At 35.9% G+C, this 25,174-nt stretch carries 24 protein-coding genes, 1 tRNA gene, 1 pseudogene and 1 riboswitch; of the genes and pseudogenes, 2 read left to right on the top strand and 24 right to left on the bottom strand.

Annotation, left to right across the window (positions count from 1 at the left end; translation table 11 throughout):
- Positions 1-34: 34 nt before the first annotated feature.
- The 3 genes from SUCMO_RS10255 to SUCMO_RS0103040 form a co-directional block, all read right to left on the bottom strand.
- Complete coding sequence (locus tag SUCMO_RS10255; protein WP_019878992.1) at positions 35-223, bottom strand: YezD family protein; 189 nt, start codon at positions 221-223, stop codon at positions 35-37.
- Positions 224-285: 62 nt separating this feature from the next.
- Positions 286-459, bottom strand: a complete 174-nt coding sequence (locus tag SUCMO_RS11380; protein ID WP_019878991.1) for a YezD family protein — start codon at positions 457-459, stop codon at positions 286-288.
- A 176-nt stretch (positions 460-635) separates the two neighbouring features.
- Entirely contained in the window at positions 636-1,781 is a 1,146-nt protein-coding gene (locus SUCMO_RS0103040; RefSeq protein ID WP_019878990.1) for a trans-sulfuration enzyme family protein, read from the bottom strand.
- A gap of 75 nt (positions 1,782-1,856) precedes the next feature.
- Positions 1,857-1,955: riboswitch (SAM riboswitch) on the bottom strand.
- Positions 1,956-2,220: 265 nt separating this feature from the next.
- On the opposite strand from SUCMO_RS0103040, the gene SUCMO_RS0103035 reads away from it, so the two are divergent.
- Positions 2,221-3,783: a nitrite/sulfite reductase gene (locus SUCMO_RS0103035; RefSeq protein ID WP_019878989.1), complete on the top strand. Its 1,563-nt coding sequence runs from the start codon at positions 2,221-2,223 to the stop codon at positions 3,781-3,783.
- Between the two features lie 43 nt (positions 3,784-3,826).
- Here SUCMO_RS0103035 and SUCMO_RS0103030 read toward each other — a convergent pair whose 3' ends face one another.
- The 9 genes from SUCMO_RS0103030 to SUCMO_RS0102985 form a co-directional block, all read right to left on the bottom strand.
- Positions 3,827-4,147: a hypothetical protein gene (locus SUCMO_RS0103030; protein WP_019878988.1), complete on the bottom strand. Its 321-nt coding sequence runs from the start codon at positions 4,145-4,147 to the stop codon at positions 3,827-3,829.
- Positions 4,147-5,487: a YeiH family protein gene (locus tag SUCMO_RS0103025; protein ID WP_019878987.1), complete on the bottom strand. Its 1,341-nt coding sequence runs from the start codon at positions 5,485-5,487 to the stop codon at positions 4,147-4,149. The genes SUCMO_RS0103030 and SUCMO_RS0103025 overlap by 1 nt, the downstream gene beginning before the upstream one ends.
- A 199-nt stretch (positions 5,488-5,686) precedes the next feature.
- Positions 5,687-6,139 carry an N-acetyltransferase gene (locus SUCMO_RS0103020; RefSeq protein ID WP_019878986.1) on the bottom strand — a complete coding sequence of 151 codons (453 nt, stop codon included), beginning with the start codon at positions 6,137-6,139 and terminating at the stop codon, positions 5,687-5,689.
- A gap of 124 nt (positions 6,140-6,263) precedes the next feature.
- Entirely contained in the window at positions 6,264-7,451 is a 1,188-nt protein-coding gene (locus tag SUCMO_RS0103015) for a MalY/PatB family protein (RefSeq protein ID WP_019878985.1), read from the bottom strand.
- A 188-nt stretch (positions 7,452-7,639) separates the two neighbouring features.
- The gene (locus SUCMO_RS0103010; RefSeq protein ID WP_019878984.1) at positions 7,640-8,326 is read right to left on the bottom strand and encodes a hypothetical protein; all 687 of its coding nucleotides are present in this window, start codon (positions 8,324-8,326) and stop codon (positions 7,640-7,642) included.
- A 366-nt stretch (positions 8,327-8,692) separates the two neighbouring features.
- Entirely contained in the window at positions 8,693-9,082 is a 390-nt protein-coding gene (locus SUCMO_RS0103000) for a hypothetical protein (RefSeq protein ID WP_019878982.1), read from the bottom strand.
- 109 nt (positions 9,083-9,191) lie between these two features.
- A complete protein-coding gene (locus tag SUCMO_RS0102995) occupies positions 9,192-10,319 on the bottom strand; it encodes a M20 family metallopeptidase (RefSeq protein ID WP_019878980.1) in 1,128 nt (375 codons plus the stop codon).
- Between the two features lie 140 nt (positions 10,320-10,459).
- Entirely contained in the window at positions 10,460-10,927 is a 468-nt protein-coding gene (locus SUCMO_RS0102990; RefSeq protein ID WP_019878979.1) for a hypothetical protein, read from the bottom strand.
- Positions 10,928-11,031: 104 nt separating this feature from the next.
- Positions 11,032-11,658, bottom strand: coding sequence for a flavodoxin family protein (locus SUCMO_RS0102985; RefSeq protein ID WP_019878978.1), 627 nt, complete (start codon positions 11,656-11,658; stop codon positions 11,032-11,034).
- Positions 11,659-11,785: 127 nt separating this feature from the next.
- On the opposite strand from SUCMO_RS0102985, the gene SUCMO_RS0102980 reads away from it, so the two are divergent.
- Positions 11,786-12,124, top strand: coding sequence for a winged helix-turn-helix transcriptional regulator (locus SUCMO_RS0102980; RefSeq protein ID WP_019878976.1), 339 nt, complete (start codon positions 11,786-11,788; stop codon positions 12,122-12,124).
- Positions 12,125-12,263: 139 nt separating this feature from the next.
- Here the strand turns inward: SUCMO_RS0102980 and SUCMO_RS0102975 are convergent.
- The 12 genes and pseudogenes from SUCMO_RS0102975 to SUCMO_RS0102910 form a co-directional block, all read right to left on the bottom strand.
- A pseudogene (locus SUCMO_RS0102975) lies at positions 12,264-12,877 on the bottom strand (methyl-accepting chemotaxis protein).
- Positions 12,874-13,419, bottom strand: a complete 546-nt coding sequence (locus SUCMO_RS0102970) for a HAMP domain-containing protein (RefSeq protein ID WP_019878973.1) — start codon at positions 13,417-13,419, stop codon at positions 12,874-12,876. Before SUCMO_RS0102970 ends, SUCMO_RS0102975 begins: the two are co-directional and overlap by 4 nt.
- Before the next feature lie 270 nt (positions 13,420-13,689).
- The gene (locus tag SUCMO_RS0102960; RefSeq protein ID WP_019878971.1) at positions 13,690-13,890 is read right to left on the bottom strand and encodes a hypothetical protein; all 201 of its coding nucleotides are present in this window, start codon (positions 13,888-13,890) and stop codon (positions 13,690-13,692) included.
- A 20-nt stretch (positions 13,891-13,910) separates the two neighbouring features.
- Entirely contained in the window at positions 13,911-14,141 is a 231-nt protein-coding gene (locus tag SUCMO_RS0102955) for a YdbC family protein (RefSeq protein WP_019878970.1), read from the bottom strand.
- Between the two features lie 11 nt (positions 14,142-14,152).
- Positions 14,153-17,119 (bottom strand): DEAD/DEAH box helicase family protein, encoded by a 2,967-nt coding sequence (locus SUCMO_RS0102950; RefSeq protein WP_156819235.1) that lies wholly within the window; start codon positions 17,117-17,119, stop codon positions 14,153-14,155.
- Positions 17,116-18,138, bottom strand: a complete 1,023-nt coding sequence (locus SUCMO_RS0102945) for a PDDEXK nuclease domain-containing protein (RefSeq protein WP_019878968.1) — start codon at positions 18,136-18,138, stop codon at positions 17,116-17,118. The genes SUCMO_RS0102950 and SUCMO_RS0102945 overlap by 4 nt, the downstream gene beginning before the upstream one ends.
- Entirely contained in the window at positions 18,138-19,484 is a 1,347-nt protein-coding gene (locus SUCMO_RS10920; RefSeq protein WP_019878967.1) for a restriction endonuclease subunit S, read from the bottom strand. Before SUCMO_RS10920 ends, SUCMO_RS0102945 begins: the two co-directional genes overlap by 1 nt.
- A 4-nt stretch (positions 19,485-19,488) precedes the next feature.
- Complete coding sequence (locus SUCMO_RS0102935) at positions 19,489-21,603, bottom strand: type I restriction-modification system subunit M (protein ID WP_019878966.1); 2,115 nt, start codon at positions 21,601-21,603, stop codon at positions 19,489-19,491.
- 601 nt (positions 21,604-22,204) lie between these two features.
- Positions 22,205-23,488 carry a hypothetical protein gene (locus SUCMO_RS0102925; RefSeq protein ID WP_019878964.1) on the bottom strand — a complete coding sequence of 428 codons (1,284 nt, stop codon included), beginning with the start codon at positions 23,486-23,488 and terminating at the stop codon, positions 22,205-22,207.
- Positions 23,489-23,742: 254 nt separating this feature from the next.
- Positions 23,743-23,831: transfer RNA gene (locus tag SUCMO_RS0102920), tRNA-Ser, on the bottom strand.
- 298 nt (positions 23,832-24,129) lie between these two features.
- Positions 24,130-24,267: a tetratricopeptide repeat protein gene (locus SUCMO_RS11145; protein WP_019878963.1), complete on the bottom strand. Its 138-nt coding sequence runs from the start codon at positions 24,265-24,267 to the stop codon at positions 24,130-24,132.
- A gap of 31 nt (positions 24,268-24,298) precedes the next feature.
- Positions 24,299-25,063 carry an SDR family NAD(P)-dependent oxidoreductase gene (locus SUCMO_RS0102910; protein ID WP_019878962.1) on the bottom strand — a complete coding sequence of 255 codons (765 nt, stop codon included), beginning with the start codon at positions 25,061-25,063 and terminating at the stop codon, positions 24,299-24,301.
- Positions 25,064-25,174: the final 111 nt, after the last annotated feature.

Here is a 25,174-nt window from a genome sequence, read left to right as displayed (position 1 = left end):
ATTTACTTGAAAACTTTTATTTGAAATTATTAAACTAAATACCTTCTCCATATAGGCCTTTTAGTGTCGTTCTTTGTTTTTCTGTTTTTTCAATTTGAGCAATTTTACCATTTTTAATAATAATGGCAACCTGCCCAAACTTCAAAGTGCGCAATAATTCTAAAATGTGGGTTCTCAGTTTAATATTTTCTTTGCTCAACTTTTCTGTTTGCTTTTCTTTCATTGCCCTCACCCTTCGGTCTTTTTAATATTCTAATTAAATAGCACCACTAATTTCAGTATAAGTTAGCATAATTTTATTTTTTCATTTTTTTCAATTTGTACTAAATGTGAATCTTGAACTATTAAAGTTATCGATCCGTGGGCAATTTCTCGGATAGACAACTCAATAAAGGCCATTAGCTCTGAATCCAATTCTAATTCTTGTACATTTGTGTTATTTTTATTAAAATTCCCCACTTTAAACTCCCCCCATTTACAGAAATATTTATTCATATATGGCTACTATATTTTAGCCCAAAATTACAAAAGGGCGTAAAAGATCCTTAGAATCTTTTACGCCTCTAGCTATCTAGTCAGCAAATTCATCTAATGGTATCATGAAACTAATTTCTCGTCAAATTTAATTTACAATTTCAACTTATTTCGTGAACAACAGCCTGCTGTAAATCCTCAATAAGATCTGTCACAGATTCTATTCCTACCGAAAACCGTAATAATTGTTCATTTACACCTAATTTCAATCTAATTTCTAGGGGAATATCCGCATGTGTCTGCACAAAGGGAAAAGTAATTAGCGATTCTACTCCACCTAAACTCTCTGCAAATTGAATTAGCTTCAGCCTCTGTAATATTTGCGGCACTAGTTTCGCATCACAAACCTCAAAAGATAACATCGCTCCATAACCACTCGCCTGACGATTTTGAAGTTCTTTTTGTGGGCTACTTTCTAAACCAGGATAATATACTTTATTTACCCATTTTTGCTTTTCTAACCACTGGGCAATAATTAAAGTATTTTCCTGCTGCCTATCTAAGCGCACTGCTAATGTTTTTATTCCCCTTAATAATAGCCAGGAATCTTGCGGCCCAAGAATCATTCCAGTTGAATTTTGAATAAATGCTAATTTAGAACATAGTTCCGCTCCTTTTGCCACAATTAGTCCACAAATAACATCATTATGGCCTGCTAAATATTTAGAACCACTATGTATAACTATATCTGCACCCAAAGACAGGGGTTTTTGTAAATATGGTGTCAAAAATGTATTATCAACAATAGTCTGTAGCTGATGTTCCTTGGCTAAAGCTACCAAGGCTTGAATATCTGCTATTTTCATTAACGGGTTGGTTGGAGTTTCTAGGAATATTGCTCTTGTATCGCCTGTAATCGCAGAACGTACCGCTTGAACATCGGCAGTATTTACATAGCTAACTTGTAGTCCAAACTGCTTAAATATTTTCTCAAAAACGCGATATGTCCCGCCATAACAATCTTCCGTTATTATTAAATGTGCTCCACTTCCGTATAACATCGCTATAGCTGTTATTGCCGCCATTCCCGAAGCAAATGCATAGCCAGCATCTCCTTCTTCTAATGTTGCTATTGCTATCTCAACTGCCTGTCGAGTAGGATTTTTAGTCCGCGAATAATCATATCCCGTACTCTCCCCTAATGCAGGATGTCGAAAAGTAGCTGTTTGATAAATAGGAGTGCTAATTGCTCCAGTAGTTTTATCAGTTACTAGCCCAGCTTGAACAATCTTGGTTGTTATTTGCATAAATTTCCCTCGCTTTATCTTTGTAATAAATAAAAAACGATTCTTCCCGAAGAAGAACCGTCATTAAAACAATTAATCTTATCTTCCGGATTTATCCGCTGGAATTAGCACCTTGCTTTAAAAGCTGGTTGCTGGGTATCATCGGGCCAGTCCCTCCACCACTCTTGATAAGAACCATATTTATTTTTATAGCTAAATTTCTAAAGCATTATCATTGAATGCTATTTTGCCATAATAATTTTTATTTGTCAATAGCAACTCTGATTTTTCAGTTGACTTCCTACAAAAAACTATGCTATTATTACAATAATTTAATAGACAGTCGATCAGATAACTGAAGACTAGAATGATTCTTTTTAAATTTCAAAAGAATATTCTGGTCTTTTTTTATAAAATTTTACCTCATTTCACTATTAAACTACAAAGGAGATTTACAGACATGATCACTAATACCCCAGAAATTATAACTAAAGTTAAGCACTTTCAAACTAAAGTAAGCGAATATTTAAGCGGGACTCTCGAGAATTTAAAACCATACAGTTCAATTATGGGAATCTATAAAGAAGGTTCTAAAAACTCTTATATGATAAGACCGCGTTTTCCTGGCGGAATTGCTACGCTTGAACAGCTACAAGCAATTGCAAATATAGCTAATAAATATTCCCTGCGCCTACGTTTCACCACACGCCAAGATTTGCAATTACATGCCGTACCCTTGGAAAAAGTAAATATAATTTTAGATAATTTATTGCAAGTTGGTTTAATTACAACTGGTGCTGGCGGCGATGGAATTAGAAATATTACCTGTTCACCCTTATCCGGCATAGCCCGCGATGAAATCTTTGATGTTACGCCTTATATGATTGCTATTACGAATTTCATGTTAAGAACAACTGAAAATTTGCAATTACCGCGTAAATATAAAGTTTCTTTTTCCAACACTGCTGATGATACTGCTAATGCTAGTATTAGCGATTTAGGTTTTATTGCCAAAAAAGAAAATAATAAATTGGGTTTTTGCGTATATGCTGCTGGTGGCCTTGGCTCTAATTCACAACTGGCAATAAAATTAAGCGATTTTATTTTAGCTGAAGACGCACTTTTTTACGTTGAAGCTATGAAAAACATTTTTGCCCGCGAAGGGGATCGCACAAACCGTAACAAAGCCCGTTTAAGATTTGTTCGCCAACGCCTAGGCGATGAAGTTTTCTTAACATATTTCCAGCAAGAATTACACCAACTTAAACTAACTAATCCTGAATTAAAACTTACACTTAATCCAACAACTGTAGCTACTGAGGATAATTCATTTTTCCCTTGGGACAAAGAATATCAAAATATAATTTTTCCTCAAAAGCAATCTGGGCTTTATGCTATATATATCCACCCCTCTAAAGGCGAAATACTTCCCACTCAAATACTAACGCTCACCGAATTTCTCAAAGCTGTTACCCCCAAAGTTGAGCTTCGCCTTACATCAAGTCAAGGTTTTTTCGTACGCAACTTGAGTGTTAAGGCAGTAGATCAGCTATTGCTATTAACAGATTCATTAATATCACCTTTTTCGATAGACAATACCGTTAGCTGTGCAGGACCGCAATTTTGTAATTTTGGTATAAATGACTCTCAAAGTTTACTAACTAGTATTCTAGAGTTTTTTAAAAACCAGCCTCTAGCAATTAAAAGCGCCTTACCAACGCCACTTATTTCTGGTTGTCCAAATTCTTGTGCTCAACATCAAAAAGGACTAATTGGTTTTACTGGCCGAAAAAAACGTCTTGATGGAAAAATCGTAGATACTTACCTTTTATCTTTAGGGGGTAGAGTTGGTTATCAAGCTAAATTTGGGGAAAACATTGGTGAAATTCTAGCCACAAGAATCCCAGCTTTTCTTTTAGAATTAGCTATTTTAAAAGCTCAATATCCTTCTATTAGTTTCTCTGAATTTCTCGAACAGCAACATTTACAAATTTTAAACTTAACTAAAGCATACCTTCTCTAACCTAAATATAATGTAAATAGGTGGGCATCAACTGCCCACCTATTTACATTATTCCTTTTAATCGGCGATATTCTACATATAGCTGATACTCGCTACTTTCAAACCCGCGCTCCTTCAATAAGTTTTTAATAACCTGAGCTTCTATGGTTTCTGAATCAGCGTAGATATAGCTACCTGTATTTTTAAGGATAAAGCCTAATTCCCCTAGCACTTCTATCAGCTTGGCAATTTGTGTAGCCTTATTGGCAACTCGCTTAGCATAATCATTGATTTCAGCAGCCATTTTACTTGGCGAACTTAGAACTAAATGCACCTTTTCTAATTCTTTTAGGTTAATAATTACTCTAGTTATGTACTCTACCATTATTTAATCCCCAACCAGTAATTGACAAAAACTATATTCGATAAAATATAGCCTAATGGTACATTAATAGCCACCCCAATAGTAAAAGCAGCTAATGGCTTCCAGCCAAAAGAAGTTAGTTCCTTAAAGCGAGTAGTAAGCCCTATACATAAAAAAGTCCATGTAAATGTCCAAGCTCGCAACCCTTTTATCGGCCCTAAAACATCTTTGTTGAAACTTTTTACTAAACTAACTTCAGTAAAAGATAAAATTATCGTCACAAATAAAGATGCTACTAAAAATCCAATAATAAATTTAGGAAATCTTTGCCAAATTTCTTTAAAATTAATTTTACTAGACTCCCTAATGCTCTTGTTTTCCCAACGTGTCACTGAAAGAAAAGCTACCAGCAATGCCCAAACGCCTACAAACATATCTCGTCCAACTACTTTCATTAAAGTAAAAGTTTTAACTGCTCTTTCATCACCTATTGCCTCTGCAGCAGCGAATCCAGCCGCATCAGCAAATTCCGAAGTTCCAATCCACGCCCCAGCTGGGCCAGCTTCTAAGCCAAATAATTTAGCCAACAAGGGTAAGGCAAAAATCATAGCAATTGCCCAAACAATTACCATAGATATTGACACCGATACATGTTCTTTTTTAGCTTGACATGCTCCGCCAATTGCAATAGCAGCTGAAACCCCACAGATTGAACCACCAGCAGCTAAGGTCGCTCCAAAACGCTTATCTAAATTAAACAATCGTGTGGCTGCAAGATATATAGTGATAAAAGTTGTAATTGCTACAATGCTAGCTTGTAAAATTGCCATTGGTCCTGCTTGCATAATTACGGTAAATGGCAATGTAGCTCCCATTAAAACAATTCCTGTCTTAACATAAAACTCCGTACGTATTCCAGTATAAAACCACTGCGGCAACTTAAAAGTGTTGCTGAGGAGCATGCCTATAATTAATGCTAACAATGGAGTTTCTAATTGCCAGTTTTTCAAAATTTTATTTGAACCCAAAATACTCACAACAATTGATAAAATAAACAGCGTCGAAAAACTTGCCAAATAATTTTTCGAGTAATGTCCTAAAAATCTACCTGCGCCCGTGAAAGCTAAGGCAAAAAAGATAAATAAAGCTCCAACGTTTAAACCGTGTTCTGCAAAATAAAAACCTAGCTTCTCAAAGCTAGTACTCCATGTAGGAATATTCACTGTAAGAATGTTTAGTAGCTTATGATAACCTGCAAAAAACCCGACAGTTGCCACTAATATTATTCCCATTGCTATAATAATAGCCCAATAATCTTCTTTTTTATACCAATTATCCAAATAATTACCCTCTTTTTGCATATAATTATCTCCTCTTATTATTTCTTTAAATTTGCAGTAAACACATCAACTGTGATCTTTAGCTTATGCAATTAAACAAAAAAAGACCAACAGCAAATAATTTCCCCTTGAAAATTAAAATGCCTTTGGTCTTCCAATCAGCTTTTATAAAATAGCTATTAACTTTTTCAATCCTCTTCCCAGCTAACTAAAAACAATCTTAGATTTTTATACTTAAGGCTATTTCGTCACAATTAGGAAATTTGGTGCAATTGATACATTCTTTCCAAACCTTATGGGGCAATTCTTCCTTAGGTAATTCCGTAAACCCTTGTTTTTTAAAAAAATCTGGTTGATAAGTTAACGCAAATACTGTAGTTACACCTAAATTTTTAGCTTCTTCAATCAAAGCCTGAACAATATTTCTACCAATTCCTGATTTAGTGACTTGTGGAGCAATCGCCATAGCACGAATTTCGGCTAATTCATTCCACATCAAATATAGCGCGCCCATACCGACAATTTCACCATTTTCTTCCGCGACAATAAAATCACGCAAAGATTCATATAATACATTTCGCGAGCGCCCTAACATTAACCCTTGTTCTGCATAATTATTAACAAGTTCAAACATTGCTTCTACATCTTTAAATGTCGGTTTCCGATAAATCATACGCTCACCTCTTCCAGTTTATTAAAGATATCATACTAGATAGTAGGTTGTTATGCAATAGTTTAACTTGAAATTAATTATTATAGTGCATTTTCGTTCAAATCCCCCCATTTTTTTTGTATTTTTAATCAATTATTTTGAGTGCCTCTTCTAACTGAAGTAACGCTTCTAATAAAATATTTCTCGAAGTCGCAAAATTAAGCCTTGCAAAACACTCCCCCTGTTCACCAAAAGATATGCCTGAATTTAGTCCCAGGTTTGCTTTTTCTATTAGAAATTTATTTAGTTCATCACTTCTATCAAAATATGCACTGAAATCTAACCACGCTAAAAAAGTCCCTTCGGGCTTTACAACTTTTATTTTCGGTAAACGTGTCTCTATAAATTCCACTAGTGTATCGGCATTTTTTTCTAAATACAATAATAAATTTTTCAGCCATTCTTCTCCTGACTTATAGACTTCTTTTGTGGCTAGTACACCAAAAATATTATTCCTGTTTATATGCAAACGATTAATCTGCCCTCTAATAAGTTCCCGCTTATATCCACAAGGGATAATAACATACGATGTATTCAACCCGGCAATATTAAAGGTTTTGCTTGCAGCCATAAAAGTAACAACTTCACTGTTCTCAGCTTTAGCTAAAGATGCAAAAACTGTGTGTTTGTGCCCTTCATATACAATATCACTATGGATTTCATCAGATAGTACTTGAATGTTATATTTTATTGCCAATTTATTTATTTTTTCTAGTTCACTTTTTGTCCATACTCGTCCAACTGGATTATGTGGACTGCACAATAAAAATATTCTGTTGTTTTTATCTGCAAACTTTTCTTCTAAATCCACAAAGTTAATTTCATAACGCCCCTTATTAAAAACAAGTTCATTTTTAACCACTACCCGTTTATTATCTTCGATAGCCGCAAAAAACGGTGGATATACTGGTGTCTGAATAATAACACCTTCATTTTCCTTAGACAATGCCAAAATTGACATAACTATTGCGGGTACCACTCCTGGAGTTTGGACAATCCATTCATTTTTAATATCCCAATTATGCCTGTTTTTTGTCCAATTTACAATTGCTTCTACAAATTCCAAATCATTATTATTATAGGCATATATCGGATGCTTTGCTCGCTCTATGATTTTCTCTACTGCATTGCTAGGTGCAGCAAAATCCATATCTGCAATCCAAAGTGGTAACACTTTATCATTACCAAATACTGCAGCAACATCATCCCATTTTCTACTACCAGTTCCTCGCCTATTGATAACCACTTCAAAATTATCTGCATTATTATCCATGTTATTTCCACCTTTTTAAATTTTTATAAAAAAAGGCCTAGTTTCTACTTAGAAACTAGGCCTTCAGATTTCTGATCGGCAATTATCTGTTTTTCAATTCTAATTGATATTTCATATATTATAACTAAACTACTTTATATAGTCAAGCCTATTTAATCGATTTTTTCCCTTAAAGCCCTAAAGCTAAATTAAAGTTGTGCTTCTTGTTTTTTATTTACAATATCATCGCTGTTTGCAGCTTCTTTGGGTTCTTCTACTTCTTGTTTTTGAAGGTCTAGAACAACCTTCTCATCACTAGCTTTGCGTTGGGCAATTTCTGCAACATACGCTGCTTGACTAATCTCACCATTGCTAAGCATCTCTTGCAACTGTGCCTCCGTATATTGTGCTAAACTAGAGCTGGATTCTGAACTTTCATCTTCTTCAGTACTACTAGTTGTTGGCGGTTTACCTGCTGGAGGCGCTCCTGCTGGCGGCGCTCCAGTTGGTGCTGCTCCTACTGATTTTTCGCCAGAAACAGCTCCCGCTATTTTGTTTACAGCTGCTTTAACTTCAACATCAGTTGCTGTTTCTTTAACATCTGTAACTACAGTTGTAGCTTGAGCTGCAGTTGCCGCACTCGCTTCACTTAAAAGAATTCCCGCCTTACTAAGTTCTACTGAATAAGCTGGCCCTACAGCATCTTTTTTTTCAGCTTCAGCTACTTCTTTATCAGCCTCGACATTAGCTGTGGAAACTATATTTACGGCATTAGCTGCTGGATTTTCTTGCTGTGCCTTTAACTCTTCTTCTTTTTTAGCCTTTGCACTTTGAAGTGCAGAAGTATACATTGAGGACATGGTGCTACTTGATAAAACATCATTAATTTGTGCCATCTTCAAAACTTCCTTCCTCTTTTTTTAGTACTATTATACCACTTTTTGAAAAATATAGGACCATATATAAAAATTTTGTAAAAAATTTTTCACACATCCAAATTTTTATAAACAATCCAAACTTCAGCCTAAAGTCGGAGCAACCCCTTTTATTCATATGATTAACCTACTGTTGCACATATATTCCCTTTAAGGACTTAATCGGCTAATTTAACTATTCTATCGTACTTTTTTCCTATTTCTTAAATAATCTAAATACAAAATAAAAAAAAGCGTCGCTTTTTTATTTGTGCTGCCCTCTACAAGTTAGATTTGGTTCTAACTTATAGAAAGCAGTTCAATTTGCGCACACTTTTAAAACTGAAGTTATTTTTTATTGTTAGCTGGTTTTTTTTCATCTTTGGCAGTTTTGCTATTGTCTTTTTCATCTTTCTTCTTACCACGGTTCAAATTAAACTGCAAAGTTTCTGTTGCCGCATCAACAATTTTTTTCGTCTTACCACCTACCACAATGTGAAATTCTGGTTTCCACCAAGAGCCACCTACTCTATCAAAAATTATATTCGCTTGTGGATGTTTTGCCATCGTTTTCTTTATGCTATTTTTTAAATGAAATTTAAATAAAAATAAAATAGCAGTTGTTAATTCATTGCGAATAGGATTTTGCACTCTAAATAATTTATTGTCTGCTTTAATTAATGCTCTAGAATTAGCTTGCATTTGTTGTTGTTGCATTTGTTTATACTGATAACGCACTTTGTTTCCCCCTTACTTGTTATACTATAATTTTAGCAGGAATTTAGTCGAAAATATATAGTTAATTTCTAATTTAACTTAATTTATTTACTACTTTTATTACTAAACTCTATAATTGCGGTGCTCTTTCTATAAGTTTTTTTAATAACAGTAGGCGCTTTTCAATAGATTCAATTTCCAAATACTCTGTCGCACTATGTGCACCACCACCAACTGGTCCTAATCCATCAATAGTAGGAATACCAATTGCCGCAGTAAAATTGCCATCTGAGCCACCACCAGTAGCTGCCCAATTTACTTCAACTCCTACCTCTTGACCAATTTTTTCCGTCAAAGCACATAAAACTTTAGTTTTCTCGTTCGGTATCATCGGCGGACGATTAGCTCCTCCTTGGATAATTACTTTCACCCCTGTTTGTTGTGAGTGGGCAATCAACTCTTTAAGCTTTCTTTCTATTTGCTCTATTTGTTGAGGATTTACATAGCGAAAATCAACTTCTGCTTTAGCTTGTTCAGCAATAACATTAGCAGCTGTTCCACCAGAAACAACACCTACATTTACCGTGAGCCCTGCCGCAATATCTGTTAAACTATGTAGTTGCGTAATCCAATAGGCTAATTCACCAATAGCACTAATTCCATTTTCTGGTGCAACACCTGCGTGTGCAGACACTCCTTTAAACTCTAGATCATATCTGCCTAAACCCTTACGGCTTAAAACCAAATCCCCATTTACACGTGCTGATTCAATTACCAATACATAACGACTTTTTGCTGCTAAAGTTTCAATCCAAGTCTGGGTAAAATTAGAACCTACCTCTTCTTCACTATTTAAAATCAAGCATATTGCTTTGTCTTGCAGCTTCCCCTCTGCCTGCAATTGTTCCAGCGCGTAATAAGTTGAGAGTATACAAGACTTCATATCAATAACCCCTGGACCATATGCACGCTTATCTTTAATTATAAAAGGTCGTTCTTGCACAGTCCCCGCTGGAAAAACAGTATCAATATGACCTAAAAGTAACACATCATATGCTTCTTTATCAGTATTGCTTATTTCAAAACAAGGCGCAATAGTTTGATCAAAATTATGTCTAGTTATTTTCCAGCCTAAAGTTTTAAATTTATCTGCAAAATATTCGCCAACTCTTTCAACTCCAGCTAGACATTTTGATCCACTATCAATGTTTACCAGTTTTTCTAGTTCTTGCAAATAGGTATCTAAGTTAAATGTCATAAATCGTTCCCCCTCTAAATTCTGCACTTTGAACTTTTTCATTACTCGCCCTTTGTGCTTTACGCTCTGATAAAATTGTAAAATTAGCTATATTATAGCACAAAACCGACTATATTTTTTCATTATAGTCGGTTTTAGTTTTATTTCAGTTCTTTTTTAGTGTCAATTTCATTTGGAATTCCCACTACGGACTTAATTAACTCTAAAGTGTTTTTGGTGTTCTCACTATTTACACCATTTTGTTCGTTAGCTTGATTTGCCGTAATACCGCTTGCCAAAGTTGCCATATTGTCTGTCTTGTTAAGCTGTGCTACATCTACTGGCACCTGGCTTAGTAAAATTTTATTACCCTTGGCATCTATCATATAGGTGCAATAATAATTGCCCTCAACCTGTGACCAAATTGTTTTTTTACTTTTTTCTTCGGCCTTTTTCCCTGCTGTTTCTCCAGAATTTTCTTCAGGAAATTTATATACAGCTGGCTCACTTGCTTTTTCTTCCGTCTTCAAATAGCTACCAAAGTTAGTTGCCTGCACCGGAACTGTTTTCTGTTTATTTGCAGTTCCTGAAAACACAGTATTAACGCTACTATTTACATTTTGAATCAACCTAATCACCCCACAGTAAATTTATTTATACTATGTTTATCGTAAAAAAGCTAGGTTTCTTAACCTAGCTTTTTATTTTTACTAATAAATTCTATTTGTCTTATTTACCTAATAAAGTTTGTATAAATTTTATTTTCCTGCTCAGGCTCTAAAACTTGTGTTTTACTTTGCTCCGCCATCTTAAGTAGCCAAGCCATATTTTTCCCTAACACTCGCATAATCTGCTTACCTTCTTCGTCTTGCCCTGCATCGCCAGGTTTTGTACCATGAATAACATTCCAATAATTGCTACTCGGCATTAACATCTCCGCATAATTAAGATAATTATTTAGTTGATTAAAAGCATTTACGCCTCCAGAACGGCGCACGGCTACTACGCTTGCCCCAACTTTGCGTTTAAAAATATTAGCCCCTACATAAAAAGCCCGATCTAAAAAGCACTTCATCGTCCCCGCTATCGCTGCATAATGTACGGGTGAACCTAAAATTATGCCGTCTGCCTGTTTGATTTTTTGAATCCACTCATTAACCTCATCATTAGCAATTACACATTTTTCATCTTTATTGCGCGAACAAGCTCCGCAAGCTAAACAACCCCGAATAACTTTATTTCCTACTTGGATAATTTCTACTTCAATTCCTGCTGCATTTAACTCTGTTGCCACCAGCTTAATTGCTTGATAAGTATTCCCTTCTTTGCGCGGACTACCATTAAATGCTACTACTTTCATTATTTGCCCTCCTCAAATTTTAATGTTTGTATTTTTTCATTATATGTGTTATTCTCTAAATATTAAAGTATGCACTTTTTCGTTAGATACTATCTTTTATATAGCATACTAACTTTTAGGAGAGTCTATGAGCAAAGAAAAAAAAGAATTAAATCTCAATTGCCCAGTTGTCTATACCCTCTCTATTTTGGGCGGCAAATGGAAATGGTTAATAATTTACATGTTGTTTGAACACCAACTCCTACGTTATGGCGAACTAAAACGTAAACTAGTTGGCATAACCCATAAAATGCTAAGTCAACAGTTAAAAGAACTAGAAGCAGAAAAATTACTTAACCGCAAAGAATATCAACAAATCCCTCCAAAAGTAGAATATTCTTTAACCGAAAAAGGTCAAACGCTACTGCCGATTATTAATTCAATGTGCGAATGGGCAAAAATCTATTCTCAAAAGGAAAGTAAATAAATTTAATCTACTAGGACTAGCTATTATTTATTCACTAGTAGAAAATACACAAAAACAGCAACTAAACTGGTTTATTTTCTAGTTAATTTTTACTAGATTTTCTTACCACGCTTAGTTGCTGTTTAACTTTAAGTATTAATTAAAATCTAAACTTATTAATATCTTGATCCAAATCTTTTGCCAATTTTTCTAACTCCACAACACGTTCATACACTTTATTAAAAGTATTGGCTTGCTCATTTAAAGTCGCCGTAACTTCTTCCGCTGAAGCTGCATTTTCTTCAGCCACTGCAGATACATTGGTAATATTATCCACAATCACATCTTTAGAGTTACTAAGCTCATTTATTAGCTGCGTAGTCGCTTCAATTTGTTCATCCATGCTATTAATCTTTTCATAAATTGTACTAAAAACAATATTAACATCTTCCACACTTTTATTTTGAGCTTCAATAATCTCGCAAGTTTCTACTGCCTTGTTTACTGAAATAGAAACTTCTTCTTGAATGGAAGCAATGATATTTTTAATATCATTTGTGGAACTCGCCGAAGCCTCTGCCAAGGTGCGAATTTCGTTGGCAACAACCGCAAACCCTCTTCCGCTCTTGCTGCCTCAATACTAGCATTTAACGCCAATAGATTAGTTTGTCCAGAAATCGAAGTAATTGTATTTAAAATACTATTTATTGCCTCTGATTTATCAGAAAGCTGTCTTACAGTTTGCTCAATTGCTCTTGACGCTTGATTAGTCAAATCATTGCGTTTTTCAGATCTTCAACGGCACCCATACCATTACGATTGCTTGCCTCAGCTTCTTTTACCGCACCATTTAATTTGCTACTATTATCTAAAATTTGTTCAAATTTTTTATCAAGCTCAAAAACATGCATCGAAGCTACTTCTAGATTTTTAGCTTGTTCGCCAGTTGCAATAGCAGTTTGTTCAATAGCTTTACTTATTTCTTGTGACATTTCGTTGGCTGTTTCCGCAATATTAGTAAGCTCGGTAGCCGAAACATTAACTTGACTATTTACATCCTTAGCACTTAGCAATAAAGCTTTGATATTAGTAACCATTGAATTAAAGGCTTCAGCAATTTGACCAATTTCATCACTAGACTTAACGGCTAATTGGGCAATAAAGTCCTCATTTTTAACTTTATCTAAACCAGTTAATACATCCGGAATTTGTTTTAACATAACTTTCATAGTGAAAATTATCACAACTAATAAGATCACAAAAGCTAGCACATAAATCAATAAAGTATTGCGCTGAATATCACTTACATTCGCCAAAATATCTTTTTTAGGAGAAATCGCTAATAACCGCCAACCACTAGAATTAACTACTGAATATGCCGCTATACGCTCTTCACCTTGTAAAGTTTATTCATTATACTGCTAAATTCATCCCAGGAAGGATTGCATTCTTTATCGCTTTTTGTTATGTAATACAAATATTTGTATAATTTACGGAGATTTCCTGGAACTCCATTACCGTAACGCATTGCAACACAACTACAGATAAATTTTTAGCTTTAAGAACCTGATTTAGTTTCATAGCAACTATTCCTCCAAAAGCTCTCGGAATTCCTCTAGGTCTTCATCATCTATTTGATCTTCTATACCAACATCCGAAAGTTTTTTGCAGAATAAATTAAGTGAATCTGCAAGCTCTGATATTGATATAATGCCATCATCATAATTTCGAACCATTTTTTCCAAATTAATTCCATCTGTACCCAAGAGCATTGTTTTTGTATTCAAATGTTTCTTCTACAAACAAATTAGAAATTGAAAAGATTTATATCATTTACAATTTCTCTTAATTTAATTAATTCTTCTTTAGAAAGTGTAATACCTTTGCTCATCTTCTCATGATTAGAATCCCACTCTCTCAAGTCATACTTTGGTTCTTTGTCATTCCAACTCACAAGATTGAGTTCTTTTGTCCAGCCCTTTGCCGACTCTGACAGTATCCCGAATTTTTCTTTGATTTCATATTTAATTTCTGCCATAATTAAACCTCCTATATTCTCGGCTGTCCTTGATAAACATCACCATCTGTATTGAATGTTAAGTTAAATACCATATCTGACAGCCATTTTTTAAATGATTGGTTATCGTTAAATTGTTTAAACACTTCCATGTTATCTGACATAATATTGATAATTGCTTTGTTCAGGGCTTTATTGCTTTCAATCTTTGCGTTTTGTTTGTCTGAATTTTTCATTGCATTCTGATAATCTCTATCCTTTGCAACCATTTCTGGGATCTCAGAAATACGCTTCTTAACTTGGTCGATGTCCTTCCATTCAATATTTCCGAATAAATCATTAAACTCAAAAAGGATATTACTTAGCAAATCAAGTTCCGCTTCTCCTTTTCCACCACCTGCACTAGTCGGAACCGGATCAATATTATACTCTCCCTGATCTTCAAGAACAATCGACATAGCAGTCTGCGCTTCTACTCTGTAACTATCCAAATCAATCGCTTCCAAAATCCCCGCAGACAAATCTTCTTCAATAGGCGCTGGTAATTTGTGAACCAGTAAATTCAAGAAAATTGATAACCTCTCCCAGCCTGCATTTCCATAAGGTAAAATAGCAGCTAAAAACCCATAAGTACGAACAAAACCTTTGCACTTGCTCTTAAAATCTACTTGACCATTTTCATCCAAATCTTTTTCATAGTTATGAGCACAAGCATCAAGGATAGGATCCAATTGATCTCTATCCGCCCCAATCAAATAAAGTTCAACCACTGAATTTACATGATAGTCCGTAAAAACATGATAGGCCCTAATATCTGATTCTAAGTCGTTCAATTTATCAGGATCCGTCACATCTGAAAGCACCGTTGTTGTATAGTACTTTTCAAAAGATTCCTTGATGGTTTCCGTGTCGTTCGCAAAATCCAAAATAAACGTATCATGTTTTTGAGGATGAGCCCTATTAAGCCTTGATAACGTTTGAACAGCTTTAATATCCGTCAGTACTTTATCAACATACATCGTGTGGAGAAGCGGCTCATCATAACCGGTTTGGAATTTATTTGCCACTACCAAAATCCTATAGGGATCTTTTTTCATTCGTTTTTCAATTTCACCGCTTGCAAAGCCATTAATAGAGCTTTCCGTCACCTTTTTACCACCATAGTCATACTCACCCGAGAAAGCTACAATGGCTTTATAAGCACTTCTGCGTTTTTGTAGGTAATTTTCAATGGAATAGTAATATTGAATTGCTCTTTCGATACTGCTTGTCACTACCATGGCTCTAGCTTGGCCGCCAATTTTCCCTTTGGAAATCACATAGTCCTGAAAGTGATCCATCATAATCTCTGCTTTAATCTGAACAGCTTTTTCCTGTGATTCAACATACTTTCTCAACTTTTTCTGAGCTTTATTTTTATCAAAAAGAGGATCATCTTCAACTGTTTTTGCAATCTTATAATAGCTGTTAATTGGCGTGTAATGCTTAAGGACATCCAGGATGAACCCCTCTTGAATCGCTTGCTTCATCGTATAGTTATGAAACGGCCTGTGTTTTATTTTACCTTCCGCTTCATATGGCACACCAAACATCTCTAGAGTTTTATTCTTTGGGGTAGCGGTAAATGCAAAATAACTAGCATTCTTAACCATCTTTCTGCCTTCAAGGATACTATTAATCTTATCCTCCGTAGACTCTTCCTCTCCTTGTTCGTAGTCAGAGGAAAGAGCCATATTCATTTTAGCTGACATATTGCCACTTTGGCTGGAGTGTGCTTCATCTATAATGATTGCAAAATTATTCTGTCGATGAGATGTCCCAATATCGTCAAGGATGTATGGAAATTTATGAACAATCGTTACAATAATCTTCTTTCCATCTTGTAATAGCTTCTTTAAATCTCCAGAGCTATCTGCATGGCCAACAGTATTAGCCACCTGCATAAATCCTTTAATGGTATTTTTGATTTGCTTATCCAAGTTAATACGGTCTGTTACGACAATGATTGAATCAAACACAGGCTTACCCAATCGCTGCATAGAAACCAGCTGATGTGCCAACCATGCAATCGAATTCGATTTTCCGCTACCGGCACTATGCTGTATCAAGTACTTATGTCCCACGCCATTGCCTGCAACATCCGCAAGCAGAGTTTTGACCGCAGATAGCTGATGATATCTCGGAAAAATCTGTGTGCGCTTGATTTTCTTTGTTTCCTCATCTTTTTCTTCGATGATTTGCGCAAAATTTTCAATGACATTTGATAGTTCTAACTTGGTTAAAACCTCTTTCCACAGATAGTCGGTCTTTATCCCTGAAGGATTAGGGGGATTACCCGCCCCACCTTCATAGCCTTTATTAAACGGCAGGAACCAAGACTTCTTGCCATCCAGTTTCGTGCACATAGCAACCTGATTGTCGTCTACTGCAAAATGAACCATACAGCGACCAAAGTTGAACAAAAGCTCTTTAGAATCCCTGTCCGATTTATATTGCAAAATAGCATCGTCTAAGTTTTGCTTAGTAAAACGATTCTTAAGCTCGAAAGTCATCAGTGGGAGACCGTTTAAAAATACAGCAAAATCCAATGCCAATCTGGTACTATCCTTTGAGTACATTAACTGGCGTGTCACACTGAAAATGTTCTTTTCATACATCACCTTCGCAGCTGGGTTTTGTACCGATGGCATCATATAGTACATATCCAAGGTAACAGGGTAAATCTTAAATCCATTTCTCAGAACATCTATTACACCATTTTTAGCAATCTCCCCTTGCAAACGATTTAAGAATTTAATCTTGTTTGCTTCAATGTCTAACCCCAGCTTTTCAAGCTTTTCCGGCTGAGTTGCTTCAAGAAATCGAAACAATCTCGCTTCATCGACAGCATAGTCCCGATTATAGTCGGAATTCTTGCCTTCCTCATAATCATTAACTTCAGTCAAATACTTGACTATAAGAGTTTCAAACCCTTCTTCTTTAACATTACTCGGCACTATTCATCACCGCCTCTGTTCTTCCTTAAAACATACTCCATCTGTTTAATCAGTTGTTCTTTTTCAGGAATATACTTTACATAGGTTGATGCAAAAATATTGGTACTTAAACCACCGATGGCGTATTCGGCCACAATTTCATCTTTGCCTTTACACAGCAGTATTCCAATGGGTGGATTATCCCCTTCATCATTGACTTCTGCATTGTAGTAATTTACATACATATTCATTTGCCCAAAGTGCTCAGGCACTAAATCATTTATTTTCAGGTCAATCAGTACATAGGCTCTTAATATTTTGTTGTAAAACACCAAGTCCACATAGTAATGCTTATTTCCAAGGGTTATACGTTGCTGAGAGCCTACAAACATAAAGCCCCTGCCCAATTCTAGAAGAAAGTGCTCCAATTGCAGCAAAAGTGCTCGCTCCAGATCTTTTTCCAAAACAGGCTTTTCTTCCGGTAGGTTTAAAAACTCAAATACATAGGGATCTTTTAAAATATCCATCGGCTTCATGTATTCATTACCATTTTTAGCAAGAGATAGCACTGTTTCTTTATTGGCTTCACCTTTTGAAAGCAGTAGTCGTTCAAACAAAGACGTTGATATTTGCCTTTTAAGTTCCCGAACAGACCACTTAGAATGGATGCATTCCTTCTCATAGAAGCTTCTTTCGTGTTCGTCTGAAATGGCAATGAGCTCACAGTAATGCGTCCACGATAGTTGTCCAGTCAGTGACTGGACAGACGGATACAGCTTGTAAAACCGTCTCATATTAAACAAATTGGAGCGTGAAAAACCTTTTCCAATCTCTTTTGTAAGGTATGCCGATAACTCAATAATTAGGGTTCTTGCACTTTTTTCGTCGTATTTTTGTGATTCCTCAAAATGACATATCCGTTTACCAATTTGCCAATAAGCCATAAGCATTTCATTATTGACTTGTCTTGCGATATTCTCTCTAGCAGAAAAAACAATGTCCTTAATATCCTTAGCAATTTGATTGTCCAGTAATTCTGGCACTATTCATCACCATCCTCTGATTCAAGAGATTCATCGTCTATTGAGTCTTCATCAAGTTCTGTGTCCTCAATGATTTCCTCTTCAAGTTCTTCAATAGTAATATTTCGAACATCTACTTTACCTGTTACTACATCTGAAATGAGAGCATCTCTAAATTCCTTAAGAAGCGCAAACTCAGCATTAAATTCATTCTGCATTTTATCAATTTTTAAAGATAGCTTATATACTTTATTTGCTACATTCTGTGGTGGTACTGGTAGTAACAACTTTACAAAATCGGAATAGTTGATGTTTTTGCCATCTCTGATTCCTGATACAACAGTATTTAATAGCGATATAAACGCTTTAGTTTTAAAAAGTTGCTTATAATAATGTTTGTATTCTTCAGATTCGTAATCGTTCACTAACGAAAATATGTTATAAGCCGGAGAGACAATACCTTCAATATTAGAGAACTCAATTCCACCCTGAAATGATCGCAAACTGATTACATAATCACCATCACTTACCAATTTTAAACCGCTTAAATCTCCTGCAGGTGATACATAATTTTGTTCACAATCTTTTTTAAATACAACGCCTCTATCTTGAGTAACTGCTAAAAGTTCATATTCACCTTTGTTCTTAATGTTTTTTTCTTTTGTCAGCCTGCTAGCTTTTATCATTTTCCATTCTTTTGGAAAACTCGTTTCCCAAGAATTAATATCTTCGGAGAATTCCGCATCATTACCATATACATAACACTCAATTTGTTCTTTAAAAACAGCAATAAGCTTTTTCTTTGCCTTGATGAATTTATTGATTTTTGCTAGTTGATGGTCGAGATACCTAACAATCTGGTCTTGTTCAGAGCGTGGAGGAATTGGCATAATGATTTCTCTAAAATCATTAACATCAATATTTTTACCTTGCCTAATGCCTGTTACATTCCGTTGCAGTTCGCTTATAAATACTTGCGATTTCATCAAATGTTTAAAATACATCCTATTTTGACCCGTAAATTCTTCTAAAACATTATACGCTGGGCTTACAATACCGTGATACTTTGAATACTCTAATCCTCCCTGAAAAGATCTTAAACTAATAACAAAGTTTCCCTCTTTCACTAACTTAAAAGATTCAAAATTACCCATAGGCATAACAACTCTTGTTTCAAGCAACTTTCTTGGTATTACACCTCGTGTTTGTGTTGCTGACAATAGTTCTTCATTCGGATGATCTTTAATTGATGTTTCTCTAAATATTCTTTTTGCTTTCGCTAATCTCCAATGATTTGGAACTTCAGCTAACCAGTCTTGATAGCTATTCTTCATTTCTTCATAAGGTCTAAGTTCATTATTCATCATCTTCTTAGCCCCCTATAATCTCATTCAGTAAACCTTCAGTTTCAGCTTCTAAAGTTTTAATGTCTTTAACAATCTCATGTAACGTTCTCAGCTTCACTGGCTTATAGAAATACTTTGTAAAGCTTATTTCATAACCCACCTGTGTTTTTGTAGAATCAATCCACGCATCGGGCGCAAATGTTAATACCTCATCCCTAAAGAAAGCTTGAATACCACCCTCGTGTAAAAGAGGTATCTGTTCTGTATCACGCAAATTGGTGTCAGGTTCATATTCAACAATTCCCTGATCAGTCTCGTACAGTCCATGAAGTGGATTTGCTTCTACTTTCCCGATTTTATGAATCTTCTTAATGACTTTCTCTGCGGATTCATCTACCTCAGCAAAATGATTTTTAATAAAATTCTTACGTTTAGCTGGCAATTTCATGTTCAGCTTATCCGCCGCCTTATCTAAAGCTTTTTCGAATAAATTAAAATCCATTACTTTTTCGTAGTCAAACGCCCTTGCAACTTCTTCAAGAAGGCTCATAACTGGCATATCATCTACTGCACGACATACTGCCTCGAATGCCTCTAAATGTACTTGCGATAAATCCACTGAGAGTCTAAGCGGTCTTTCAACTGTAATCTTTGAGTATCCAAACTCTTTATTATCAAAGATCTTGGATGCTTCTGTTTCCTTAAAGTCAATCAGAAGCTTTGCAATTTCAGTTCGTATTTCAGGTGTGAGTTCACAGTTTTTATTACCAAGATTTTTTCTAAGTGGAGATTTCATGGAAGTTGCATCGATTAACTGTACTTTACCTTGTCTATGAGCAGCTTTTCGGTTTGAGACAATCCAGATGAACGTAGCTATCCCTGTGTTGTAGAACATATTTTCCGGAAGCGCCACTATAGCTTCTAACCAATCATTCTCTATAATGTACCTTCTGAGATTACTTTCACCTTGGCCTGCATCACCGGTAAATAATGAAGATCCGTTGTGAACTTGAACAATACGGCTTCCTAGCTCTGTATTGTGTTTCATCTTACTGATCTTGTTGGCTAAGAACAAAAGCTGCCCATCACTTGATCGTGGAATCATTTTCAGTTCAACTTCATCTTTATGCGAAACCACAAAACGAGTATCGGAAATATCACCTTTTCCTCCCAAGCGCTCCATATCCGTCTTCCAACTCTTACCGTACGGTGGATTAGAAAGCATAAAGTCAAAATACTTTGTTGCGTGCTGATCATCTGATAACGTTGACCCCAGTTTGATATTATCAGCCTGATCGCCTTCACCTTTCAAAAGCATATCTGCTTTTGTTATGGCATAAGTTTCAGGGTTGATTTCTTGCCCAAAGAGATTTATGGAAACCTGTTTATTGTGTTTCTCTGCTAGCTCTAGCAAACGCTCTTCTGCGATGGTAAGCATTCCACCAGTACCACAGGCGCCATCATAAACAAGGTAAGAGCCATCCTTCAATTTGTCGACTACAGGCAAAATGGTCATATCTGCCATGAGCTCTACCACATCTCTTGGCGTAAAGTGTTCTCCGGCTTCTTCGTTGTTTTCTTCATTAAATTTTCGTATTAGCTCTTCAAAAATAACACCCATTGTATGATTATCAAGCCCAGGAAGTTTAACCTCGCCTTTTTCGTCTAAAACCGGATTAATACTGAGGTTAACAGTCGGACTAACAAATTTTTCAATGACTGCTCCCAGAATGTTTGCGTCAATCATACGGTCGATTTGATTTCGGAATTCAAACTTTGCAAGTATCTCTTGTACATTTGGAGAGAAGCCATCCAGATAGGCGATAAAGTCTGCTTTTAGCTGTTGATTCTTCGCTCTAGACTTAAGATCTCTAAGTACAAAGGGTGAGGAATTGCAGAAAGCTTGTCCTGCTGCACTGCACAATCCAGCGGTCTGCTCAATAACACCAGCAGCATCCAGCGCTTTTTTCATTTGTAGCACAGCTTCCTTGGTCGGTTCAAGTACAGCATCTAGTCTTCGAATAACTGTCATTGGTAGAATAATGTCTCTGTATTTACCTCTGACGTATACGTCTCTTAAGCAATCGTCTGCAATACCCCAGATAAAATTCACAATTTGGTTATAGGTTTGGTTATTCATTTAATTTCCTCCGTTAATCTATCTATTTTCTTTTTTTAATTTTTTAATGTCTGTGTTGCCTAACAACTGCTTACCCACTATCCAACCGCAATAATGGTAGCCAGATTATAATATTCACGCTTACGCGACACTTCCAGTTGCTCTTCAATTTGACCTGTCAAAATTTCTTTTACAGTTTCTTCTAGCTCCACTTCATTCTATTTATAAATATTATTTAAATTATAGCAGATACATTGTCTGCTCATATCAAAGAATTTTTCAATACGATTTATAGTAAAACCAAAATCATAAAAACATCATTTTTATATAATTTTACATTTCAACATATAGTACAAAAGCAAACTTAAGATATCCTCCATTTTCCTGATTTTCTAGCCTATAATATTTTACCTAAGGCTAGATTATTCTATTAGATAATCAATCCGTTCAATCTCATTTCCTAATCGTTAACAAAAAGCAATCGGTGGCGGAGCCAAATACACAAAAGCCTAATTCACTCAAAATCCCTAACATGTTTCAGTAGATATTACAACATTGCTGATGTATTTTAAGAAATCTTAGCCTTTTGTTCTTCCATCATGATATTTGCAAGTGTTACCAATCATTTTTGTTTCCTTGCCAGCCTTATCTGTAGCCCTTGAAGCTCATCAAGCATCGCAGAACGACGTGGATACTTTGCTTTTAGTTCATCAATGATGCCATATGTTTCAGCAACAGCCCCATACACAAATAAGCGTTTAATATTGTCGCAGATCTGCCTATATTTCCTGCGATTTCCAGTTTCTACAGCTTGGCTGCGAATTTCTTCCAAGCAGAGCTCATATGTTGCTTGTGGAAACTCTACAGACAGCTGTTCTCCATAATTAAACACACTCGACGGGTGGGCAGAAACTACAGTAAGCAACCTACTCAGTTCTCCCTCTGTAGAGAGAATTTGCATATACAAATTGTAAGGAAGATTTTGTTCAAGTCGCTCTAACAGCGATGGATATTCCGTTTCCCAAGCTCCACTTTCCCTAAGCAGTTTTTTTAATACATCATAATACTTTATATCATGCTTATAAACCAACAAATCTACCGCAAGGCCTATTTGTTTAGCCGTATCCTCCATTTTAAGATAAATTTCAAACAAGAATTCATACCACTCTCGTGTCCAGTAGTAGTTGCGGTCACTGCTGCTGTTGATCTTGTTATGACACAGAACTTCGGCAGCCCTATAATCACCCTTGCTAATTGCCTTTTGAATAGCAATACGCGAAACACCATCATACTGGAGGTTGTTCGCAATAAAATTGTCAGCTGCTACCTCACCCTCAACTACTGCAATCGCCGCAAGGCGAACAAGGCTATTACTTTCTAAATGCCAAGAGCAATATTCTTTTGGTGATAAGCTTGCAGAAAACGCCTCCAGAACAGCATTCAACTTATTGATATTTCTGCTCGTTGCCAATCTAGCAGTTGCTAGGAGTAGGTCATAGGCAAATTCTTCCCAATATTCAAACGCCTTGTTTCTACTATCTTTCAATGACTGGATAAATATAAATTCAGCTTCAGCCGAACCGTACTCCACATGCGAGCAGGCTTTCGCCAAAACTTCCACAACCCAACTTCGTGTATCAGTAATACCGCCCGCGCTATCATCGGCATAGTTAGCAAGTTTAGCACAGTTAACGAGAATGAGAGCGGCAACCGAATAGGCATACGCACATTCACCACGCTCTGCGGCTTTTCCCGCATCTTCAAGAATATCTATAAGCTCATGGCACACAGTAAGACAACCCTCGTAATCAATAAATCCCCTATGTGTTCCACGCCGCTTGGCTTCTGCTATCCTGTCACGTACAGCAAACATCGCTATTTTGAATTCTTCTGATTTTATAATCATAAGGCTTAACACTCCTTCATTGTAAAAATAAATATCGGCAAGGACTTCATCACTATAAGTAACCCATTCTATAATTCGATTTGCCTGTTTTCAATGTATAAGTCAGATATTTTTTTGTAGACCGCCGTCAATTTCAGTTGGTTAGTAGCACTAACCAACTCATTATTGTATGTGAAGAAAACCATGTGCATAGCACATGGTTTTCTTCACATACAATAATGCTTCTAGCAAAACGCTAGAAGCATTGAATTCAATGGCGGAGAGGGTGGGATTCGAACCCACGGTGGCTATTAACCACACTTGATTTCGAGTCAAGCACCATTGACCACTCGGACACCTCTCCAATTTTATCAGCAAAAAATACTAAGTATTATAGATAGTATTTTTATACTTAATTAAAGTATAGCACAAGCCAAAAGCTCTCGCAATATAAGCAGTTTCCAGAAAATATACCCTTAAGTTGATAAAGGCATATATTCCCGCTTTCCCTATCATTTAGTGCGATTTACTAGTACTATTTGCTTTTTTCTCTTCACATATTTTTGCAAAGTAGCAATGCGTTGTTTCGCATAATCAATACAAGCTTGATCATTAGGCGCAATTACAACTCCATTAAAGCAGTTTACAAATTTTTTAAAGGCCTAAATTGCTTCTGCCTTACGCCCAGCCTTTTCACAAATAAGTGCTTTGTTATAATAAGCTGGAGCATTTTTAGCGTTTATTAAAATTGCTTTATCAAAATCAGCTATCGCTTGTTCATACTTTTTTCTGCTCCCCAAATAACATGAATAAGATTTATTCTACTAAATCTCAGCAAGCTGTTATCCCGCCATCAACAGCCCACAAAGCCCCTACTACAAAAGAAGCTGCATCAGAAAGCAAAAATGCAATAACTGCCGCTACTTCTTCGGCTTTGCCAATTCTATTACTGGGATATAAACTTTGCATTTCTTTTAAACACGCTTCTGGATTTGGATAAGTACTTAGTTGGGCACGTGTAAGTGGCGTATCAATATCGCCCGGACATACAGCATTAACCCGGATATTATACGGACTAAGCTCTAAAGCTAAAGCCTTCGTAAAAGTATTGACCGCCCCCTTGGAAGCACAATAAGCCGAACATAATAAATTGCCATTTTGCCCAGCATCAGAAGAAACATTTACAATTGCTCCAGCCGAGGTTTTCCGCAATTCTGGCACCACATATTTACACATAAAATATGTTCCCTTTACATTTATATCCATCAATTCTTGATAATCTTTCTCCGTCATTTCTGCCAGTAATTTTTCTAAATATACTCCTGCCGAATTTATCAAAGCATCTACGTGCCCAAAAAAATTTACCACCGCTTGTACAACTCGTTCACACTCCGCTACCTGACTAATATCCGCCTGAAAAAACTGGCACTCTGCTGCTATTAGTTTCAACTTTTTTTCTGCTTGCTTTCCTTTGGTTATATCTCGACCAACTATCGCCACTTTGTAATTATTACGCAACAAGCTTTCTGCTGTAGCCAACCCAATTCCCGAACTACCACCAGTAATTATAACTACTTTTTTATTAAAACTTTCCATTTCCCGTCTTCTGCTCCCTTATTTTAGTAAACAATAATTATATTTTATCAGATATTTTCAACACCTATATATAAATACAGCTGACCAAAACTTTAATTTCAGTCAGCTGCT

This window comes from Succinispira mobilis DSM 6222, assembly GCF_000384135.1.
Lineage (GTDB): Bacteria > Bacillota > Negativicutes > Acidaminococcales > Succinispiraceae > Succinispira > Succinispira mobilis.
This window is presented reverse-complemented; position numbering and strand designations above follow the sequence as displayed.